Origin of the sequence: Bisgaardia hudsonensis, from assembly GCF_004345785.1 — a bacterium.
Lineage (GTDB): Bacteria > Pseudomonadota > Gammaproteobacteria > Enterobacterales > Pasteurellaceae > Bisgaardia > Bisgaardia hudsonensis.
Window position 1 is genome coordinate 68,958 of record NZ_SLXI01000004.1, and the last position, 20,279, is coordinate 89,236.

Consider the following 20,279-nt stretch of genomic DNA (forward strand, 5'->3'; position numbering starts at 1 on the left):
GTAAATTGTGTTAGTTTAAATTTAGGGTTTCAATTTGTATTCAAGGACTATTATGTTAATTATAGATAAAAAAATACTAAAGCTCTCTTCAATTACTTTAGCCTTATTTAGTTATTCAGGTTTCATTCAAGCTGAAATTGAAAAAATGACAGAATTGGAAACTATTTCAGTGAGTGCTCAACAGCAATTAGAAAATATTAGAAATAAAAAAGTTGCTGAAACAGTTAAAACCTCAGAGTTATTAAAGCGTCAGCAGGTGCAAGATACTCGTGATCTTGTTCGTTATGAAACAGGCGTAACTGTTGTTGAAACGGGTCGATTTGGTGCAAGTGGTTATGCTATTCGTGGTGTAGATGAAAACCGCGTGGCAATTACTATCGATGGACTACATCAAGCGGAAGCACTTTCTTCACAAGGTTTTAAAGAGCTTTTTGAAGGGTATGGTAATTTTAATAATAGAAGAAATGGAGTCGAAATTGAAACACTTAAGCAAGTGAAAATTAATAAAGGCGCTAATTCAGTTAAAGTTGGCTCTGGTGCATTAGGTGGTTCAGTAATGTTTGAAACTAAAGATGCAAGGGATTTCTTACTTGATAAAGATTCTTTTTATAGCATAAAAGGTGGTCTTTCAAGTGCAGATGAGCAAGCTTTTCATTCTCATACTTTTGCTGGACGTTATAAATATTTTGATCTTCTTGCTATTTATACTCATAGAAATCAGCATGAATTACAAAATTTTGGTTATGATAATTATGATAGAAATATATTTGGCAAAGAAAGAGAAAAAGCTGATCCCTATCATATTCAAAAAGAAAGTACCTTAATCAAAATAGGCTTTCAACCAAATGAAGAAAATAGATTGAGTTTTACTTTTGATGGTTATACTAATGAATCTAAAGGGCATGATTATTCGTATACTTTAACGCCAAAAGCAATTTCTCAATATGGGCAAGATAACTTTGTTGATATTGTCGGGCAAAGATATACCCACGATATATCAACAAGAAAGAACTTTGCATTTACATTTGAAAATTTTACACAGACTCCTTTTTGGGATAGTGTGAAAGTAACCTATTCTAATCAAAAAATTAAAAACCGAGCAAGAACTGAAGAATATTGTCGAGGGGATAAATGTCAGGATGTATCAAATCCACTTGGTTTAAAGATCTCTGGTGCAAAAGTTGTAGATAAATATGCTAAAGAGTTCGATATTATAGGAACAAGTAGAGGAACTAAACTCCAAGATAGTAATGAGGAATTACATAATACTGGATATGATTCAAAATCAGTAAATGAATATTTGTTTGATTGTTCTGTGTATGATTGTTCTGGTAGTGTAACGGCTTACTATGAGCCTAAAGCTATCAATTCTAAACATCTTGATATAGATAATTTATTGTATATTAAAAAAGAAATTGATTTAACAAAAGATAAAATTAGTTTTGATGTCGACAAGGATGGTTTTGACAATAATTATAATTGGATAACAGAAAGACAGACTCATAATCTTTATGTTGAAAATAAAGAATACAGAGGTAAAAAATATAAAAAAATTATTGCAAAAAATGAATTCTACAGTAGCTACTTAGGTAAGAATGTTGAAACTGAAACAAATGATATAAAAATTATTGTACCAGGAGCTAAAGGATATTTAGAGAGAGATTGGAAAGAAAGAGATTTAGATACAGATACTAAGCAAGTTAATTTGGATTTTCAAAAATATTTACAAATAAAACATACTGAACATTCTTTATCTTATGGTGGTATGTATAAAGAAACAGAAAAAAGAATGGTTAATAGACAAGGATATGATGCAACGAATCCTCAATGGTGGGCAGATACTTATGTTAAAGATTGTGCTGAGTATGGCGATGCCGGAAATGCGTTAAAGTGCCCTAGAGTAGAAGAGGAAACTTCTTTCTTAATCCCAGTAAAAAGTAAAGAAGGGGCTTTATATATTGCTAATGAAATTAGATTTAGTGATAAAGTTGGATTTGATTTAGGCTATAGATATGATCGAATTAAATATAAACCAAATTATATTACTGGCGTAAGTCCAAAAATTCCTGATGGTATGGTTGAAGGATTATTTATACCATTAAACCAGATTGATAAATATGCACCTAGCCCATATAGAGCTGAGTATAATTATGATTCTAATAATCCTTTATATCAAAAAGTATTGGCTGAATGGAAAGCAAAAAAAGAAGAAAATGATACAAATGCAGATAGAAATATAACCTATTTTTCTCAACCTAAAAAATTTACTCATAGTTCTTATGCATTCGGTTTAAATCTTGATCCTTCGGATTATTTAAGAATTCAGGCTAAATACTCAAAAGGTTTTAGAGCTCCGACCCATGAAGAGTTATATTTTACTTTTAAACATCCTGATTTCACAATCAAGCCAAATGTAGATTTAAAACCAGAAATAGCTAAAACACAGGAAATAGCGTTTACTTTCCATAAAAATAATAGTTTTATCACTATTAGCGGGTTTAGATCTGATTATAAAGATTTCTTAGATCTTCAATACTTGGGAGTTCAAAGATTAAGTATCACTTCAAAAAGTGCATTAGATTTTGATATCTACCAGAATGTTAATCGACAAAAGGCAAGTGTTAAAGGTTTTGAAATCAATTCTCTTTTATCTTTAGGGGATATTAGTGATAGATTATCTGGATTTACATTAGGTTGGAAATTTACTAAACAGAAAAGTAAGGTATTTACAGATAAAGATGGTTATGTATCAATGAATGCAATTCAACCAACTACATCTATTTATAGTATAGGTTATGCAAGCCCAGATGATAAATATGGTGCAGATATTTATGTGAAACAAGTGTCTTCTAAAAAAGCAAAAGATACTTATAATATGTTCTGGAGAAATGAACAACAACTAGGTGATCCTATAAATGGTAAAACTGTTGATGATTCTTCTGCACATTGGTTAAGTAATCGTTATACGACTTTAGATTTTATTGGTTATTATCGTCCAATCAAAAATTTAACTTTAAGATTTGGTGCTTATAATATTACTAATCAAAAATATATTACTTGGGATTCAGCTCGTTCTATTCGTTCTTTTGGTACAACAAATAGAGTAAATAAATCAGATAGTTTAGGTATTAATCGTTTTAATGCCCCAGGAAGAAACTTTAGATTAAGTGTTGAATATATATTCTAGTTAATTGATTATTTTTCTTTAGCAAATTTAAGGACTGATCATTTATTTGATTAGTCCTTTTTTAAACTAATAAATTTATTGAAAAAATAGTCAATATCTATAGTGATTTCAGTTATAATCCTCGTTATCTTTTCAGTTAAGTTCTTTTGACGAGAGAAAAAGTTAGAAAAATATTTTATTTATTATAGGAATGTTAGATTAAATTTATGTCATTATTAAATGTGTTAATTTATCCTGATGAAGGATTAAAAAAAATAGCAACACCAGTTGAAAAGTTTGATGAGGAATTAAGTCAATTTATTGATGATATGTTTGAAACGATGTATCACGAGCAAGGGATTGGCTTGGCTGCTACGCAGGTTAATGTCCAAAAACGTGTGATTACCATTGATATTGAAGGGACAAAAGAAAATCAAATTGAATTAGTCAATCCTGAGATTATTGATAGCTGTGGTGAAACTGGGATCGAAGAAGGCTGTTTATCTTTGCCGGGATTTAATGGGTTTGTGCCTCGTAAGGAAAAAGTAAAAGTTAAAGCCTATAACCGCAAAGGTGAAGAATTTGTGTTAGAGGCTGATGGTTTACTGGCTATTTGTATTCAACACGAAATTGATCATTTAAATGGTATTGTTTTTGCTGATTATTTATCACCTTTAAAACGTCAGCGAATGAAAGATAAATTGTCTAAATTACAGAAACAATTAGCAAAACAAAAATAGCTCACCTTATAAATGCTGATATAATGTCAGCATTTTCTCATTCATCATTTTAACGTAGAACATTATGAAATCACTCAATATCATTTTTGCGGGAACCCCTGATTTTGCAGCACAACATTTAGAAGCCTTAATTCATTCTCAGCATAATATTATTGCTGTTTATACACAACCAGATAAACCTGCGGGAAGAGGTAAAAAACTTCAAGCAAGTGCGGTGAAAATTTTAGCAGAAAAAAATAATATTCCTGTTTATCAACCTAAAACCCTACGTCAACAAGAGGCTCAGCAAGAATTACAAGCTCTAAAGGCTGATGTAATGGTTGTGGTGGCTTATGGGCTTATTTTACCGAAAGTAGTTTTAGATAGTCCTCGATTAGGTTGTTTAAATGTTCACGGATCTTTATTACCACGTTGGCGTGGTGCGGCACCTATTCAACGTGCTATTTGGGCAGGAGATAAAGAAACTGGTGTAACTATTATGCAAATGAATGAGGGGTTGGATACAGGGGATATGTTACATAAAGTGTATTGTGATATAGAGAAAACGGAAACTTCAGTTAGTCTTTATAACAAATTGGCAGCGATAGCACCTTCTGCATTAATTGACGTGTTAAATGGTTTGGAAGATAATCAATTTAAGCCTGAAAAACAAGATGATAAATTAGCGAATTATGCTGAAAAGCTTTCTAAAGAAGAAGCTAAGTTAGATTGGAATCTGCCAGCTACTCAGTTAGAGCGTTGTATTCGAGCTTTTAATCCTTGGCCGATTAGTTATTTTCTGACGGAAGATCCACAAGGTATCTCGCAAGTGTTAAAAGTCTATCAAGCTAGCGTATTACCACATCAAAATAAACCTGTAGGTGCAGTTTTACAAGCAGATAAAAATGGTATTCAGATCGCCACAGCAGACGGAGTATTAAATCTTTTACAATTACAGCCCCAAGGGAAAAAGCCAATGCTAGTACAAGATTTGCTAAATGGTCGTGCGGATTGGTTTAAAGTCGGTAAGGTGCTTGCATAATGAAAGAGATAAAAAGACATAATTCTATAAAAAAAATGACCGCACTTTCTAAGCGAAATAAGCCTATTAAACAGGATAAATTTATACCTGTAAGAGCGGTCGCCGCTCAAGTTATTTTGCAAGTTTTAGATCAAGGGAAGTCTCTTGCTACACTTATTCCAGAATATCAATCAAAAATAAAATCTCAAGATCTGCCTCTTTTACAGGAGATCTGTTTTGGTATTTGTCGTGTTTTACCAAGATTAGAGAAAATTATTTCTCTTTTAGTGAGTAAACCATTAAAAGGAAAAACGAGAATTATTCATTGTTTATTATTAGTGGGGCTATACCAGATTCTTTATACTCGAATTCCTGCTCACGCGGCAGTTGATGAAGTAGTTAATGCGACTAAAGTATTGAACTTAGAAAGTTTTCGTGGTTTGTTAAATGGGGTTCTGCGTAATTTTTTACGAGATGAAGAACAAATATTGAAAAAAGTTGATTTACATTGGCAAACATTGCACCCTGAATGGTTAGTCAATAAATTAAAAAAAGTTTATACAAATTGGCGAGATATTATTAATGCAAATAATCAGAAACCACCAATGTGGTTAAGAGTTAATCTACAAAAAACTACCTTAGAAAACTACCGCACTTTATTACAAGAACAAGGTATTGAGAGTGTTCAAACAGATCACCCACAAGCATTAAGATTAGCACAACCCTGTCCCGTTCATTTATTACCTTATTTTTTTGATGGCTGGATTTCAGTACAAGATCTGCATGCTCAATGGTCTGCTTTGTTATTAGATCCTAAAAATGAAGAATTTATTTTAGATGCTTGTGCTGCACCGGGCGGAAAAACAACACATATTTTAGAAAAAGCACCAACGGCAACTGTTGTGGCATTGGACGTGGAAGCAAGTCGCTTACAACGTGTTGAAGAAAATTTACAACGAATGCAACAGCAAGCAGTAGTTATTTGTGGTGATGCGACTAAACCTGATGAATGGTTATCTGAGGTATCGGAAAGTGCGGTGCAATTTGACCGAATTTTATTAGATGCACCTTGTTCTGCAACAGGTGTTATTCGTCGTCATCCTGATATAAAATGGTTAAGAAAAGAAGAGGATATCGCGCCATTAGTCGAATTACAAGGGGATATTCTAGAGGTACTTTGGGGTAAATTGAAACCCAATGGTATATTGCTTTATGCGACCTGTTCTTTATTACCAGAAGAAAATAGTCAACAAATTGCGACATTTTTGCAGAATCATAAAGAGGCAAAATTAGAAAAATTACCTTTTTCTGATATTAACGAAATAGGTCATCAATTTTTTCCAAGCGAAAATGCTGGTGATGGTTTTTATTATGCAAAATTAAGAAAGCAAATTGAGTAATACTGGCACTAAATTAATTGTTTTATTAGTAAAAAAACAATCTATAAAAGAGAATATATTATGAAAATTATCATTTTAGGTGCAGGGCAAGTTGGAACAACACTAGCTGAAAGCCTTGTTAGTGAAGATAATGATATTACCTTGATCGATAATCAGGATGAACGTTTAGCTAATTTACAAGATAAGCATGATTTACGAGTGGTAAAAGGATCGGCTTCTTCACCTAGAATATTGAGAGAAGCGGGAGCGGCTGATGCTGATTTATTGGTGGCAGTAACTAACTCTGATGAAACGAATATGATTTCTTGTCAAATAGCTTACACCTTATTTAATACTCCAGTAAAAATTGCCCGTATTCGTAATCCAGAGTATTGGAAAGAAAAAGATAAATTATTTCAAACTAATATGATTCCGATTGATCATATTATCTCTCCTGAAAAATTGGTGACAGAAGAAATTAGTCGTTTAATTCATTATCCTGGAGCATTGCAAGTTTCTCATGTAGCTAATGAAAATATTAGTATTGTGGTTGTAAAAGCCTATTATGGTGGACCTTTAGTTGGTTATGCCCTTTCTTTGTTTAAAGAACATTTACCACATATTGACTGCCGAATAATGTCTATTTTACGCCAAGATAAAGTGATTAGACCTCAGGGCTCAACTATTATTGAGGCAGGAGATGAGATAACTTTTATTTGTGCTACGGAACATATAAAAGCAGTGATGTCGGAATTACAACGATTAGAAAAGCCTTATAAGCGAATAATGATTATTGGTGGTGGAAATATTGCTGTTGGGGTTGCTAAAAAATTAGAGGGGCAATGTACGGTTAAATTGATTGAGAGAACAGCGGAAAGAGCTATTGCTCTTTCTGAAAAATTAGCAAAAACACTTGTTTTTCAAGGCGATCCATCTGATGAATCTCTGTTATTTGAGGAACATATTGAAAATATTGATGCTTTTTTATGTTTAACCAGTGATGATGAAGCTAATATTATGTCGGCCTTATTGGCAAAACGTTTAGGGGCAAAAAAAGCACTCGTATTAATTCAGCGTATGGCTTACATTAATTTAATTCAGGGAGGAACGATTGATATTGCCGTTTCCCCTCAACGAGCCACTATCTCCGCATTACTGAGTAATGTGAGACGTGGTGATGTAATTAGTGCTATTTCTATGCGTAATGGAGTTTCAGAGGTATTAGAGATCGTTGTACATGGTACTAAAGAAGATTCGCAAGTAATAGGTAGAAAAATTATAGAATTGAAGTTGCCATCAGGTGTTGGTATTGGTGCTATATGGCGAAATAATGAAGTTTTTATTGCTAAAAAAGATTTAATCATTGAAGCGAACGATCATATTGTGGTGTATGTATCAGATAAGAAATATATTCCTGAAGTTGAAAAATTATTTCAATCAAGCATGATATTTATTTAAATATTATATTATAATGATTAGACAGACGAAATTAGAATTGTAAGGAGTATGTATGAGTTTTGTGAAAGAGTTCCGTGAATTTGCAATGCGCGGTAATGTTGTTGATTTAGCTGTTGGTGTTATCATTGGTGGCGCTTTTGGTAAAATAGTGAGTTCATTCGTTGGTGATATTGTAATGCCTGTGTTGGGATTATTTACTGGCGGTGTAGATTTTAAAGATCTGAATATCATTTTAAAAGAAGCGGTTGGTGATATTCCTGCCGTAACATTAAATTATGGTGCTTTTATTCAAAATGTATTTGATTTTGTGATTATTGCCTTTGCTATTTTTATGATGATAAGATCATTAAATAAGTTGAAGAAAGAGAAACCAGTAGAGGAACCTGCTCCAGCAGTGCCTTCTAATGAAGAAAAATTACTTACTGAAATACGCGATTTATTGAAAAAATAACAAAGATTAAAAATCTTCTCGTCAAATTGAGAAGATTTTTTTTACTCAAAGAAATTTATAAATGGGGAGAAAATATGGATAATTTTGAGATATTTAAAGTTGAAACAAGGAACATTATTACGGATCTGTTAAATGATGGTAGTGATCCAAATGCTCTTTATATTATTGAACATCATATTGCTCATCAGGATTTTGATAAATTAGAAAAGATTGCGGTAGATGCGTTTAAAGCAGGGTATGAAGTTTCTGAGGCTGAAGAGTTTGAAGAAGAAAATGGTTCGGTTGTATTTTGTTTTGATATTATTAGTGAAGTAGAATTGAAACCTGAGATTATTGATGCACAGCAAAAAGAGATCATTCCATTGGTAACTAAGCATAAAGGTATTTATGAAGGGTGGGGGACTTATTTTGAAGATCCTAATGCTCAAGATGACGAATATGGTGAAGATGGAGAATTTTTTGATGATTTTGAAGATGAAGATAAATAATTTTTATAAAACTTTTAAAAAATTGACCGCACTTTTATGATGTAAAGATAATTAAATTGAGGTTTTCATTCATTTGGATATTATTATGAAATTAAAAAATAAGTTTTTGAGTTTAGCTGGAATATTTATTATATTTTTTGCTCCAGTTGGTTATGCGGAAATATCGAATAATATTATATCTTTTTCAACTGAAGTAGAAAAAGAAGTGCAATATGATTTATTAGAGGCAACATTATTTATTCAAAGCGAAGATAAAGAATTAAAATCAGCAACAAAACAAGTAAATTCTAAAATAAATGCCGCTCTTGATATTATTCGAAATGTAAAATCAGTCGAGATTAAGGAAAATTCACGTACAACTCATGTGCGTTATAATTCAAAAAATAAACAAGACGGTTGGATTGCTTATGGTAAGTTAGTTTTAGAAAGTCAAGATGATGAGCAATTAGCAAAAGTTTTAACACAATTAGATGGCATTCTTGCTATAGATTCTCTTCGTCCTTCGGTATCTTCTAGTGCTTTATTAAATATTGAAGATACAATGATTAAAGATGTATTGAAACAGTTTCAACATAAAGCTAATCTTATTCGGTCTTCATTAAATGCTAAAAATTATAAAATACAAGAGTTAAGTATTACTACACCTGTTAATCAAAATAAATATGCACCAAGAATGTTTCAAGCGAGTAATACTAAATCTTACGATTCATCTGTGGATATTGATTTAGGGGAAAGTAAAACATTGTTAAAGGCAAATGCTCGGGCTCGTATAGAGATTATTTTCGAATAATGACAGATGTTATTATTTACTATACAATTCACAAATCACAGATATTAATTAAAAAATGAGGTAATAGATGAAAATTACAAAAAACACGGTTGTAGGCATTGCTTATCAAGTTCGTACGGAAGATGGTGTATTAGTTGATGAAGCACCTACAAATCAACCTTTAGAATATCTACAAGGTCATAATAATTTAGTTATTGGGCTTGAAAATGCGTTAGAAGGAAAGTCTGTTGGAGAGAAATTCGAAGTACGAGTGAAACCTGAAGAAGGCTATGGTGCTTATAATGAAAATATGGTTCAACGTGTACCTAAAAATGTTTTTGAAGGTGTAGATGAGCTTGTTGTTGGTATGCGTTTTATTGCAGACACAGATGTCGGTCCTTTACCTGTTGTGATTACAGAAGTAGCAGAGAATGATGTAGTTGTTGATGGTAATCATATGCTCGCTGGTCAAGAGTTACTATTTACTGTTGAGGTTGTTTCAACTCGTGAAGCTACTTTAGAAGAAATTGCTCATGGACATATTCATTCACATGAACATGGATGTTGTGGTGGACATGATCATGACCACGATCACCATGAGGGTTGTTGTGGAAGAGGTGATTGTAATCATTAGTTTTGCATAATTTTATAAGCGTTGTGTTAGATATTTATAGTTAATCACATCGCTTTTTATGTGAATAAGTATATTTTATCTATTAATCTCCATCTAAGGAAAATACTATGTTGAGAAAACTTCTTTTAGTTTTAGTTATTACCTTGTTGTCAGCCTGTTCATTGAAGTCTTATATCCCTTTTATCGATCATAAAAAACCAGTGATTAATTTAGATAAAGAGCAAATTGATCAAAAGTCTTATGCTGCTGCTTACGAGGCAATTATTCAGACTTATAAAGGGAGAGTAACAAACGATTTTTATGTTGATTCTTTTGTAAGTGGTGTTAACGATTGGTATTTAAATAGAATTTTAGTTCCTGTAGCTGATATAAAAAGTAATTTATATCAAGGAGGACATGATAGTAATATTTATGCCTATTACAGTGGGGTGATATTTGCTTATGAGTTGCAAGAGAATTTTAGTAAATTAAAGCCTGATTGTTGGTCTAAAATTGACAAACCTAGTGTAACACAGGGAATTAATGATGCGATGTTTGGTTTACAAAAGGATAAGCCTCGAGATGAAGATGATGAATATCTCGTGAAAGGAAGTGAGCAAATTTTAAATATTTGTACTAAATAATGGAGTCGAGCTGTTAATATTTTTATTAGCAGCTTTTATTTTATAAAGAATAAATTTTATAGTATTTAATAATATATGCTGAATTTATCTGAAAAAAATATTCATTTGTCCAAGACCGCAAGGACAAAATATGAGGTGATTGAATTAGTTGCTAATGCTTTGGAGTCATCTGGTTGTGTTCGACATGGTTATGCTCAAGCTATCTTGGAAAGGGAGCAACAAATTTCAACATTTTTAGAAAATGGTATTGCGATTCCCCATGGTTCATTGGATTCTCGTTCATTAGTGTTAAAAACAGGGGTAGAAATTTTTCAATTTCCTGATGGTGTTGAATGGGGGGACGGAAATATTGCCTATATTGTAATAGGAATTGCGGCTAATTCTGATGAACATTTGCCTTTACTTCAAAAACTAACTCATTTATTAAAAGAAGAGACTAAAGCTAGAAGACTAGCACATGAGATGGATATTTCTACTTTTAAGGCTATGTTATTAAATGAGGACTTGGATAACCTTGATCTTTTTTATGATATTAATTTATCTGTAGATACAGAAAGTTTATTAACATTGATAGGAACTAATATTGAGAAGTTACATCAACAAGGCTGTATTGATAATGACTTTACTGCTGAAGTGATTAGTTCACCAGCATTACCTTTAGGAAATGGTATTTGGATTACGGACTCTACTATTGGAAATAAAAGAAATGCGTTAGTATTTAGTCGGCCAAAAAAAAGTTTTTTACATAATGCTAAAGAGATTAGCGGAGTACTAACGATTTCAATGGTAAATGATCAAATGAATAAATTTCTTTCTGCTTTATTTGATCCTAATATTCAGAGAACACTGCTATCAGGGACTGATGAAGATATTCATCTAGTATTTGATTCATTGTTAGATTTTAATCCAAATATGAATGAACGCTCGTTAGATTTAAATGAGCAGGTAATTGAAAAAGAGTTTACTATTTATAATCAGCACGGCTTGCATACTCGACCAGCTACAGTTTTGGTTAATATCATAAAAAAATATAATGCCTCTGTTCTATTACAAAATTTATCTAATAATTCGGACAGTGTTAGTGCGAGAAGTCCAATCAAATTAGTATCATTAGGTGTATTAAAAGGACATAGAGTAAAATTTATAGCAAAGGGGATTCAAGCAAAAGAAGTGATTAATGCTATCGAAAATGCGATATTCTCGGGATTAGGGGAGATATTATAGTTTATTATTTAAATTAAAGAGTAGTAAATCTAATTGATTATTATGTAAAAATTATATTATATGAAAAGGTATTTCTATGAAAATTTATTTAAAATATTCCACAAATATTGGTAGCTCAAAATCATTTTTAGCTTCTCAAATTTTGACTGAGGCAGCAAAGCAACAAGGCCACCAGGTTATTGAAGAAGAGGGAGAGGCTGATTTGATCATCATTTTGGGTGAGCTTTCTGTTGTAGATGAGCGTTTATTTGGTAAAAAAGTATTTTTTACGGATCTAGACAAGGCATTTCACGCACCAGAAGATACATTGAAAAAAGCGGTTTTAGAATCTCAAGTTTATACATCTAACAATAATAATTGTAAAAGAAAAAAAATAGTAGCAGTAACAGCTTGTCCTACTGGTGTCATACAAACCTTTATGTCAGCTGAAGCTATTGCTGAATATGCTAAGGCACAAGGTTGGGAGATAAAAGTTGAAACTCGTGGGCAAGCCGGAGCAAATAATTTAATTTCTAAAGAAGATGTTATTAATGCAGACCTTGTATTTGTTGCGGCAGATATTGAGGTTGATTTGACTAAATTTCACGGGAAATTGATGTATCGTACTTCAACAGAGTTAGCATTGAAAAAGACAGCTCAAGAGTTTGATAGAGCATTTGAAAGTGCGGTACTTTATGATGATGGTCGTATTAAGTCCGATGTAACTAATGATAACGATGTTGTAAATAATGATCTTTCTATGGAACATCGAAGAGTAGTTGCTGTGACGGCTTGTCCTACTGGTGTTATACAAACTTTTATGTCAGCAGAGGCTATTGCAGAGTATGCTAAGAAGCAAGGTTGGGAGATAAAAGTTGAAACTCGTGGACAAACTGGAGCGAATAACTTAATTTCTAAAGAAGATGTTATTAATGCTGATCTTGTATTTATTGCAACAGATATAGATGTTGATTTAAGTAAATTTAAAGGGAAGTTAATGTATCGGACATCAACGGAACTTGCATTGAAAAAAACTAAACAAGAGTTTGATAAAGCTTTTAAAGAAGCTGTTATTTATGAAGGATAAATTTTTATTGTATAAAGTTTCATTTTCTTATAGATAAATAATGTTATTATTATGACCCAAGTTGATTCTCTATCTTGGGTTTATTTTTTATAAAAATGACTTATTTCTTCTCTATATTTAAGGGGTATTAAAGGACTAGGTATGAAAGAGTATAATAAATTCCGAATTGAATGGGATTGTCGGCGTGGAATGTTGGAGCTAGATAAGGTAATAATGCCTTATTTTAAAGGGTATTTTGATGACTTATCCGATGAAAAGAAAGCAGTTTTTTTACGTTTATTAGCTTGTACTGATTTACAATTATTTTCCTACTTTTTTAATCGTGTACCAGCACCAGATTCTGAATTACAGAACATAATTATAGATATACAAGAAAAATTAAATTTAAATAATTAGTGAAATTTAAAAATTTTTTGAACTTTTTTATATTTTTATCCGTCTAATGTAACAAGAGCTTGCTGTCCTTTAGTATTTAAGGCTTGTTAGATTGTAATATAAGAGGTTATATGAGTGAACAGCTAACAGATCAGGCTTTGGTAGAAAGAGTACAGCAAGGAGATAAGAAAGCATTTAATTTGTTGGTTTCTCGTTATCAAAATAAGGTTGCTGGGTTATTGACTCGTTATGTTTCTCCGAACGATATTCCTGATATTGTTCAGGAATCTTTTATTAAAGCATACCGATCAATTGATTCCTTTAGAGGGGATAGTGCTTTCTATACTTGGCTTTATCGTATCGCAGTAAATACTGCAAAGAATTACTTAACATCACAGGGACGTAGACCCCCTAGTGAAGATATTTTGGCTGATGAAGCTGAAACTTATGACTTAGGCGGTAATCTAAGAGATGTTAGCAGTCCAGAACGTGAAGTATTATCAAATGAATTAAGAGATATTGTTTTTGATACTATTCATTCTTTACAAGATGATTTACGGACTGCAATTACCCTTCGAGAGATTGAAGGGCTAAGTTATGAAGAAATTGCTGAGATTATGGATTGTCCCGTTGGGACAGTAAGGTCGCGGATTTTCCGAGCTAGAGAAGTTATTGAAGAAAAAATTAAACCACTTCTTCAGCATTAAGAATGATATTTGAATACTTGGAGCTTTATATGCAAAAAGAGTTACTTTCAGCCTATATTGATGGGGAGCAAGTCAGTAACAAATTAACAGAAGAACTTTGTCAAGATGCTGAATTACAGCGTTCTTGGGCTAATTATCATCTGATCGGCTCTATTCTACGTCAAGAGAGTAATGTGTTATTAGGCGAGGATTTTTCTGCTAAGATGGAGAAATTGATTGCAGAGGAAGAAACGAAAGTGGTTACTTCTATAATTTCTCAGCCAAGACCAGAAGAGATTGTCCCTGTTCCATTGTTGCAGAAACTAAGACATTTGTTTATGCCTGTTACGCAAGTTGCTGTTGCTGCTGGAGTTTGTTTTTTTGCTATTTTAGGTGTTCAGACCTTGAATTTGGCTCATAACGATAAAGATATATCAGATATTCCAGTATTACAGACTCTACCTTTTAATAGCTCTGTTCAAGAGGTTAGTTATAATGTTCCATCACAAGAGGTTGTTACATCGGAACAAATTGAGAAGAAGAATAAACGTATTGGAGCTATGTTACAAAATTATGAGTTGCAGAAACGAATTTATTCTAATGAACTTAGTTTAGAGAGAGATACTAAATAGTTATTTTTAATGTTAGATTCACCACCATTTTGGTGGTGAATTTGTTTTATGGGTAGGATATATGTCAAAAATGTTCTATAAATTATCTACATTTGGATTTTTTATTTTATTTTCATTAAATATTTTAGCTGAAGCATCTTTTTCAGAGGATCCAAAAATTCTTTTGAAGAATATGCATGATGCTAGAAAATCGTTGAATTATGAAATGGCATTTATTACAACAACTGCAAATAGTATAGAGGCATTAAGATATCGTCATATCAATAATGGCGGTATTGACTATGCACAGCTTGTAACTTTAGATGAAGGAATGCAAGAAATTATTCAAAGAGATAATGTTATTAGTTATTTTCAACCTAATTATCAAGCATTTTCTATTAATGGTGGACAGATAATAGATAATTTTCCATCAATTATGTGGAGCGATATTGATTCACTAGCTAAGAATTATGATTTTGTTAATTTTGGTCGTAATAGAGTCGCTGATCGTATTGTTCGTACTATTCGTGTTTTACCCAAAGATGATTTTCGTTACCAATATTTAGTTTTTATTGATGAGGAAAATAGTTTGTTATTACGTAGCGATGTATTGGATAGAGAGGGTAACTTATTAGAACAGTTTAGAGTTGTAAATCTTAATATGGATAATAATCTAACCGCTTTGTTTAGCTATTTTAATCAAATTCATTTTCCACCATTATTGGAAGATAGCACAAAACAGAATTTATCTGATATTTCTTTTAATTGGACACCTACTTGGCTACCAGAAGGATTTAGGCTGGTGAATAAGAGTATTATTTCTGATAATAATAATCAAATAGAAACTTTGTTGTATAGTGATGGGCTTTTTTCTTTTAATTTATATGTATCAAATGGTTTAATTCCGAATGAAACAGAGAAAGCTTTGCAACAAGGTGCATTAACTATTTATACCAATAGTCAAAATAACAAAGAACTAACATTCATTGGTCAGTTACCGATTTCTACGGCTAGACGTATTCTTCAAGATATTCGATTTAAATAAAATTATGTTAAAAGAAAATGCATTAGTGATTGGTTATGAAGATGGCATCGCAACAGTGAAGTGTCAGTCAAAAAGTGTTTGCGGTAGTTGTGCTAGTAAAGCAAGCTGTGGAACAGGAGCTCTTTCTGAATTAACGGGTGAATTAAAACAACATATTTTTACGATATCGACTATTACACCATTAAGAGAGGGGCAAATTGTTGAAATTGGTTTAAAAGAAAGCTCGTTACTTTTTTCAATATGGTTAATTTATTTAGTCCCATTATTTATTCTTTTAGCGAGTACATTTTTAGCTGATTTTTTATTATTTAAAGAGTTAATTAGTGCGTTATTTATTTTTACGATGACGGGTATTTCTTTTATTTTTATTCATTTTTATACAAAAAAATTACAAAAGAAAGTAAACTATCAACCTATTTTATTAAGAATAATAAGGTAATATATGATTCCAGTGCTAGGTATTACAGGGTATAGTGGTAGTGGTAAAACAACATTATTAGAAAAATTACTACCGCACTTATCTGATTTAGGCATAAGCGTATCGGTGATTAAACATAGCCATCATGATGCTCAAGTAGATAAAGAAGGTAAAGATAGCTGGCGAATGAAAGAATCTGGAGCGAAACAAGTGATTATGGCTTGTGATAATCGTTGGGCGTTAATGACCGAAACAAAAGAAGCAGTATCTCTTGATTACCTGTTTAAACAATTTGATACTAATTTAACTGATTTGATTTTAGTAGAAGGCTTTAAGCAAGAGCCTATTGAAAAAATTTTACTCCATCGATCTTCTATGGAAAAACCATTGCCAGAACAAGATAGTTATACCATTGCACTGGCGACAGATTATTTGTTGAAGACAGAATTCCCGTTACTTGATATTAATAATATTGAAGATATTGCCCATTTTATTTATCAATGGTATCAACAAAAGTGCGGTGGAAATTAAATAAGATTTAAGGGATCTAAAATGAGTCGTAATTCTTATCAAGGGTTAGCTTGGATTGCTGCGATGGCTTTTTTTATGCAAACTCTTGATGCGACAATTTTAAATACTGCACTTCCTGCAATTTCTCTCAGTCTGAATGAATCTCCTCTTGATATGCAATTATCAATTATTGGCTATTCTATATCTGTTGCATTGTTTATTCCTTTAAGTGGGTGGTTATCAGATCGATATGGTAGTCTGACTATTTTTAGATTTGCATTATTTGCTTTTGTGTTAGGCTCTATTTTTTGTGCATTATCAAACTCTCTTAATCAGCTAGTCATTTCAAGAATTCTTCAAGGTATTGGTGGTGCATTGATGATGCCTGTTGTACGTCTGGTTATTATTCGTAGCGTACCGAAGAATCAATTATTAAATGCATGGAATTTAATGGCAATGGCTGGATTAGTCGGACCTATTTTAGGACCTATATTAGGTGGGTGGCTTGTTACCTATTTTAGTTGGCATTGGATTTTTTTGATTAATATTCCAATTGGATTATTTGGTATTGTTATTAGTGGTCTATATATGCCAAATTTAAAGAATATAACAGGAAAATTAGATTGGAAAGGATTTGTATTATTTTCTATTGCTTTAGTTGGATTCACTTTAGGTTTGGATCTTATTGCTGAATCATTTATTTCTGTTGGATTAGCAATGAATATTTTATTTTTAGGTACGCTATTTTTTCTTTTCTATTATTGGCATGCTAAAGTATTTCCTAGTGCATTATTACCACTATCACTTTTTGATATAAGAACTTTCCGTTTAGGATTGCTTGCAAATTTATTTATTCGTTTATGTGCGTCAAGTATACCTTTTTTACTGCCCTTAATGTTTCAGGTGGTTTTTCAATATAGGGCAGATGAGGTTGGATGGTTATTAGCTCCAATACCAATTAGTGCTATCCTGATGAAATTTGCGGTAACATATATACTAAAAAGATTTGGGTATAAAAAAACACTAATCTTGTTTTCTTTTGCTATGGCGATAAATATAGCAAGTATGGGGTTGCTGACTTCATATACGCCAGTATGGAAAATAGTTATTTTATTTGGTTGTTATGGCGCTTGTATGTCGGTTATATTTACCGCGATTAACACATTGACGGTAAGTAAAATAACCGATGAGTTAGCAAGTGCTGGGTCAACAGTATTAAGTGTTGCACAACAAATAGGGCTAGGTATTGGAATAGCTACGTCATCTCTTGTACTTAGCTTTTATAGACAAACTATTGGCGAAAATTTGCTACAATTACAGTATGCTTTTAGTTATACTTTTTTTACTATTAGTTTATTTACAGTAATTGTAATTTTTATTTTATATCATTTACGGTCTACTGATGGTAATGAATTACGGTAATAGATCATTTGTTTATTACGTATTATTCAGTATATAGCTATTTTTTCGTTGTTTTTTTATTCTATTATCCTTTATCATACCTCTCAGTATATTTTTCTATAAATCAGGTATTTTTATGAATATAAGAAATATAATTTCTGTGTATATTTTGTTATTTTTACCTATATATTCCTCTTATGCGAATGAAACGCATCAAACATGGGTTGATGAAAGTCATACTAATGTGAGCGGTACTCTGGATAGTTGGGCTTCGGAAATTGATAGTTGGTTTGGTGAAACGGATCCAAATGAACCAGGGAGTGCAGTATTAAGGATAATGCTTGATAGTGAATGGAATCGTTATGATGGATATTCAATTAAACCTCGAATACGAGGTAAATTACGTTTACCTACCCTAAAAAGACGTTTTAGTCTAGTTTTTGGAGATGATTCTTTAGACAATGAAATCAGTAAAAATCATCTTAATAAGAATTATTCAAAGCCATTAAAAAAAGATACGATTTATGATCGTAAGCAAAGTACCGAAGACAATAAATCTCTTGCTATTCGTTGGTCAGATTCTATAAAAAATTTAGGTATTCATTTAAAAGTAGATCTCGGTATTCGATCTGGAAGTGATATTTATCTTCGTTTTAAAGGTGACAAAGAGTGGCAGCTATCAAATAATGTTACCAGTCGTTTAGAAACTATTTATCGTTTAGGCACTAAGTCAAAACATTATGCTCAGATTAATTGGGAAAATAAATATACTGAAAATTCTCGTCGTTTTTTTGCTAATCAGCTTTATTTAGGCTATACCAATAATTTAAAATCAGAGAATATTTATTGGGGGAACTCGCTGTATCGACAACATAATTATTCTAATTATAAGAGTTTGAGTTATGGTATTGCTGTGACAGGTAAATTAACATCGCACCAATTTTCTATTGATCGATATGGACCATTTATAAATTGGCGACAACCGATTTGGCGAAAATGGCTATTTATTCAGCCCGAAGTAAATTTTTATAATAATAGTGAACTTGATCGAAAACATCATATTGGCGCTTTTTTTAGATTAGAAGCCATTTTTTAAGTAAGTTTCTTAAGGATTAATACAAATAAACCGCATTTCTGATATGCACCCCAAAAGTTGGACATAACTTCTGGGGTGTTTCTTATGATTATAGGATATTCTCAAATTTATCCATTACATCTTGTGGCCATACGCTAGATTGAACTTCACCAATATGGCGTTTTTGTAGCAATAGCATAACAAGACGAGATTGACCAATTCCTCCACCAATAGAAAGAGGTAAACGGCCGTTAATTAAATCTTGATGCCAAGCAAGTTTTAGGCGATCTTCATCATTGATTAATGCTAATTGTTTTCTTAATGCGGTTTCATCAACACGAATACCCATAGAAGATACTTCAAAAGCACGATTTAATATAGGATTCCACACTAGAATATCACCATTTAATCCTTTATATTCGCCTTCAGAGACCGTTGTCCAGTCATCATAGTCAGGTGCTCGTACATCATGTGGTTTTCCGTCTGATAAATTTCCACCTATACCAATTAAAAATACAGCTCCGTGTTCTTTACAAATCGCATTTTCACGTTCTTTATCGTTCATTTCTGGGAAACGTTGTACTAATTCCTCACTGTGAATAAAGGTAATTTTTTGAGGTAAAAATTTGTCTAATCCGAATTTTTGATGAATTTTTTCTTCAGTTTCTAACATTCCTTGATAAATTGAGCTGACTGTTTCTTTTAGATAAGCTAAGTTACGGCGCCCCTCAGGGATAACTTTTTCCCAATCCCATTGATCTACAAAAACCGAATGCGTTTCATCAAGGCTATCTTCATCTGGACGTAATGCTTTCATATGAACAAATAGTCCTTCATTTTCTGCAAAATTAAAACGAGCGAGAGTGTGTCGTTTCCATTTTGCCAGTGAATGAACGACTTCAAATGTGGCATCAGTAATTTTTTTTACATTAACTTGTACTGCTTTTTCTGTTCCTGAAAGATTATCTTGGATACCATTACCAACTTGGCTTAGGATTGGACCTTGAACTTCAATAATTCCTAAGTGTTCAATTAATTTATCTGTAAATGTGTTTTTTGCAAAACTAATTTCTTGTTGTTGTGTAATAAATGATTTTTTCATTGTGTAACCTTATATAAATAATTGTATAAATTGATTTGAATGGATTATCTAATAAAAT

20 protein-coding genes and 3 pseudogenes are annotated in these 20,279 nt (G+C 32.0%); 22 read left to right on the forward strand and 1 reads right to left on the reverse strand.

Features of this window, described 5'->3' with window-relative positions; all coding sequences use genetic code 11:
* Positions 1-52: 52 nt before the first annotated feature.
* The 22 genes and pseudogenes from EV697_RS06365 to EV697_RS06460 all read left to right on the forward strand — a co-directional run bounded on the left by EV697_RS06365 (position 53) and on the right by EV697_RS06460 (position 19,140).
* Positions 53-3,187, forward strand: a complete 3,135-nt coding sequence (locus EV697_RS06365) for a TonB-dependent hemoglobin/transferrin/lactoferrin family receptor (RefSeq protein ID WP_132023820.1) — start codon at positions 53-55, stop codon at positions 3,185-3,187.
* Positions 3,188-3,393: 206 nt separating this feature from the next.
* The gene (gene def / locus EV697_RS06370) at positions 3,394-3,906 is read left to right on the forward strand and encodes a peptide deformylase (protein WP_132023822.1); all 513 of its coding nucleotides are present in this window, start codon (positions 3,394-3,396) and stop codon (positions 3,904-3,906) included.
* A gap of 64 nt (positions 3,907-3,970) precedes the next feature.
* The gene (gene fmt, locus EV697_RS06375) at positions 3,971-4,927 is read left to right on the forward strand and encodes a methionyl-tRNA formyltransferase (RefSeq protein ID WP_132023824.1); all 957 of its coding nucleotides are present in this window, start codon (positions 3,971-3,973) and stop codon (positions 4,925-4,927) included.
* A gap of 35 nt (positions 4,928-4,962) precedes the next feature.
* On the forward strand, positions 4,963-6,306 hold the full coding sequence (gene rsmB / locus EV697_RS06380; protein ID WP_236824094.1) for a 16S rRNA (cytosine(967)-C(5))-methyltransferase RsmB: 1,344 nt from the start codon (positions 4,963-4,965) through the stop codon (positions 6,304-6,306).
* 60 nt (positions 6,307-6,366) lie between these two features.
* The gene (gene trkA / locus EV697_RS06385) at positions 6,367-7,743 is read left to right on the forward strand and encodes a Trk system potassium transporter TrkA (protein ID WP_132023828.1); all 1,377 of its coding nucleotides are present in this window, start codon (positions 6,367-6,369) and stop codon (positions 7,741-7,743) included.
* A gap of 52 nt (positions 7,744-7,795) precedes the next feature.
* On the forward strand, positions 7,796-8,194 hold the full coding sequence (gene mscL, locus EV697_RS06390) for a large-conductance mechanosensitive channel protein MscL (RefSeq protein WP_132023830.1): 399 nt from the start codon (positions 7,796-7,798) through the stop codon (positions 8,192-8,194).
* 74 nt (positions 8,195-8,268) lie between these two features.
* Positions 8,269-8,682 (forward strand): ribonuclease E inhibitor RraB, encoded by a 414-nt coding sequence (gene rraB / locus EV697_RS06395; RefSeq protein ID WP_132023832.1) that lies wholly within the window; start codon positions 8,269-8,271, stop codon positions 8,680-8,682.
* 85 nt (positions 8,683-8,767) lie between these two features.
* Positions 8,768-9,472: an SIMPL domain-containing protein gene (locus tag EV697_RS06400; RefSeq protein ID WP_132023834.1), complete on the forward strand. Its 705-nt coding sequence runs from the start codon at positions 8,768-8,770 to the stop codon at positions 9,470-9,472.
* Between the two features lie 67 nt (positions 9,473-9,539).
* Positions 9,540-10,085, forward strand: coding sequence for a peptidylprolyl isomerase (gene slyD / locus EV697_RS06405; RefSeq protein ID WP_132023836.1), 546 nt, complete (start codon positions 9,540-9,542; stop codon positions 10,083-10,085).
* A 107-nt stretch (positions 10,086-10,192) separates the two neighbouring features.
* Entirely contained in the window at positions 10,193-10,708 is a 516-nt protein-coding gene (locus EV697_RS06410; protein WP_132023838.1) for a hypothetical protein, read from the forward strand.
* A gap of 75 nt (positions 10,709-10,783) precedes the next feature.
* Entirely contained in the window at positions 10,784-11,932 is a 1,149-nt protein-coding gene (fruB, locus tag EV697_RS06415) for a fused PTS fructose transporter subunit IIA/HPr protein (protein WP_132023839.1), read from the forward strand.
* Positions 11,933-12,008: 76 nt separating this feature from the next.
* Positions 12,009-12,260: pseudogene (locus EV697_RS10125) on the forward strand (PTS fructose transporter subunit EIIBC); the annotation flags it as partial.
* Between the two features lie 33 nt (positions 12,261-12,293).
* Positions 12,294-12,617: pseudogene (locus EV697_RS10130) on the forward strand (fructose PTS transporter subunit IIB); the annotation flags it as partial.
* A gap of 63 nt (positions 12,618-12,680) precedes the next feature.
* Positions 12,681-12,995 (forward strand): annotated as a pseudogene (locus tag EV697_RS10090) (fructose PTS transporter subunit IIB); the annotation flags it as partial.
* Between the two features lie 144 nt (positions 12,996-13,139).
* Positions 13,140-13,394: an FAD assembly factor SdhE gene (locus EV697_RS06425; RefSeq protein WP_132023843.1), complete on the forward strand. Its 255-nt coding sequence runs from the start codon at positions 13,140-13,142 to the stop codon at positions 13,392-13,394.
* 110 nt (positions 13,395-13,504) lie between these two features.
* Positions 13,505-14,080, forward strand: coding sequence for an RNA polymerase sigma factor RpoE (gene rpoE / locus EV697_RS06430; protein ID WP_132023845.1), 576 nt, complete (start codon positions 13,505-13,507; stop codon positions 14,078-14,080).
* 29 nt (positions 14,081-14,109) lie between these two features.
* Positions 14,110-14,691 (forward strand): sigma-E factor negative regulatory protein, encoded by a 582-nt coding sequence (locus tag EV697_RS06435; protein ID WP_132023847.1) that lies wholly within the window; start codon positions 14,110-14,112, stop codon positions 14,689-14,691.
* 61 nt (positions 14,692-14,752) lie between these two features.
* Positions 14,753-15,715, forward strand: a complete 963-nt coding sequence (rseB, locus tag EV697_RS06440) for a sigma-E factor regulatory protein RseB (RefSeq protein ID WP_132023849.1) — start codon at positions 14,753-14,755, stop codon at positions 15,713-15,715.
* Positions 15,716-15,719: 4 nt separating this feature from the next.
* Positions 15,720-16,154: a SoxR reducing system RseC family protein gene (locus EV697_RS06445; RefSeq protein WP_132023851.1), complete on the forward strand. Its 435-nt coding sequence runs from the start codon at positions 15,720-15,722 to the stop codon at positions 16,152-16,154.
* A gap of 3 nt (positions 16,155-16,157) precedes the next feature.
* Positions 16,158-16,664 carry a molybdopterin-guanine dinucleotide biosynthesis protein B gene (mobB, locus tag EV697_RS06450; protein WP_132023854.1) on the forward strand — a complete coding sequence of 169 codons (507 nt, stop codon included), beginning with the start codon at positions 16,158-16,160 and terminating at the stop codon, positions 16,662-16,664.
* Between the two features lie 21 nt (positions 16,665-16,685).
* Positions 16,686-18,065, forward strand: coding sequence for an MFS transporter (locus EV697_RS06455; protein ID WP_132023856.1), 1,380 nt, complete (start codon positions 16,686-16,688; stop codon positions 18,063-18,065).
* A gap of 115 nt (positions 18,066-18,180) precedes the next feature.
* Positions 18,181-19,140, forward strand: coding sequence for a hypothetical protein (locus EV697_RS06460; protein ID WP_236824060.1), 960 nt, complete (start codon positions 18,181-18,183; stop codon positions 19,138-19,140).
* A gap of 88 nt (positions 19,141-19,228) precedes the next feature.
* Here EV697_RS06460 and asnA read toward each other — a convergent pair whose 3' ends face one another.
* On the reverse strand, positions 19,229-20,221 hold the full coding sequence (asnA, locus tag EV697_RS06465; RefSeq protein WP_132023858.1) for an aspartate--ammonia ligase: 993 nt from the start codon (positions 20,219-20,221) through the stop codon (positions 19,229-19,231).
* Positions 20,222-20,279: the final 58 nt, after the last annotated feature.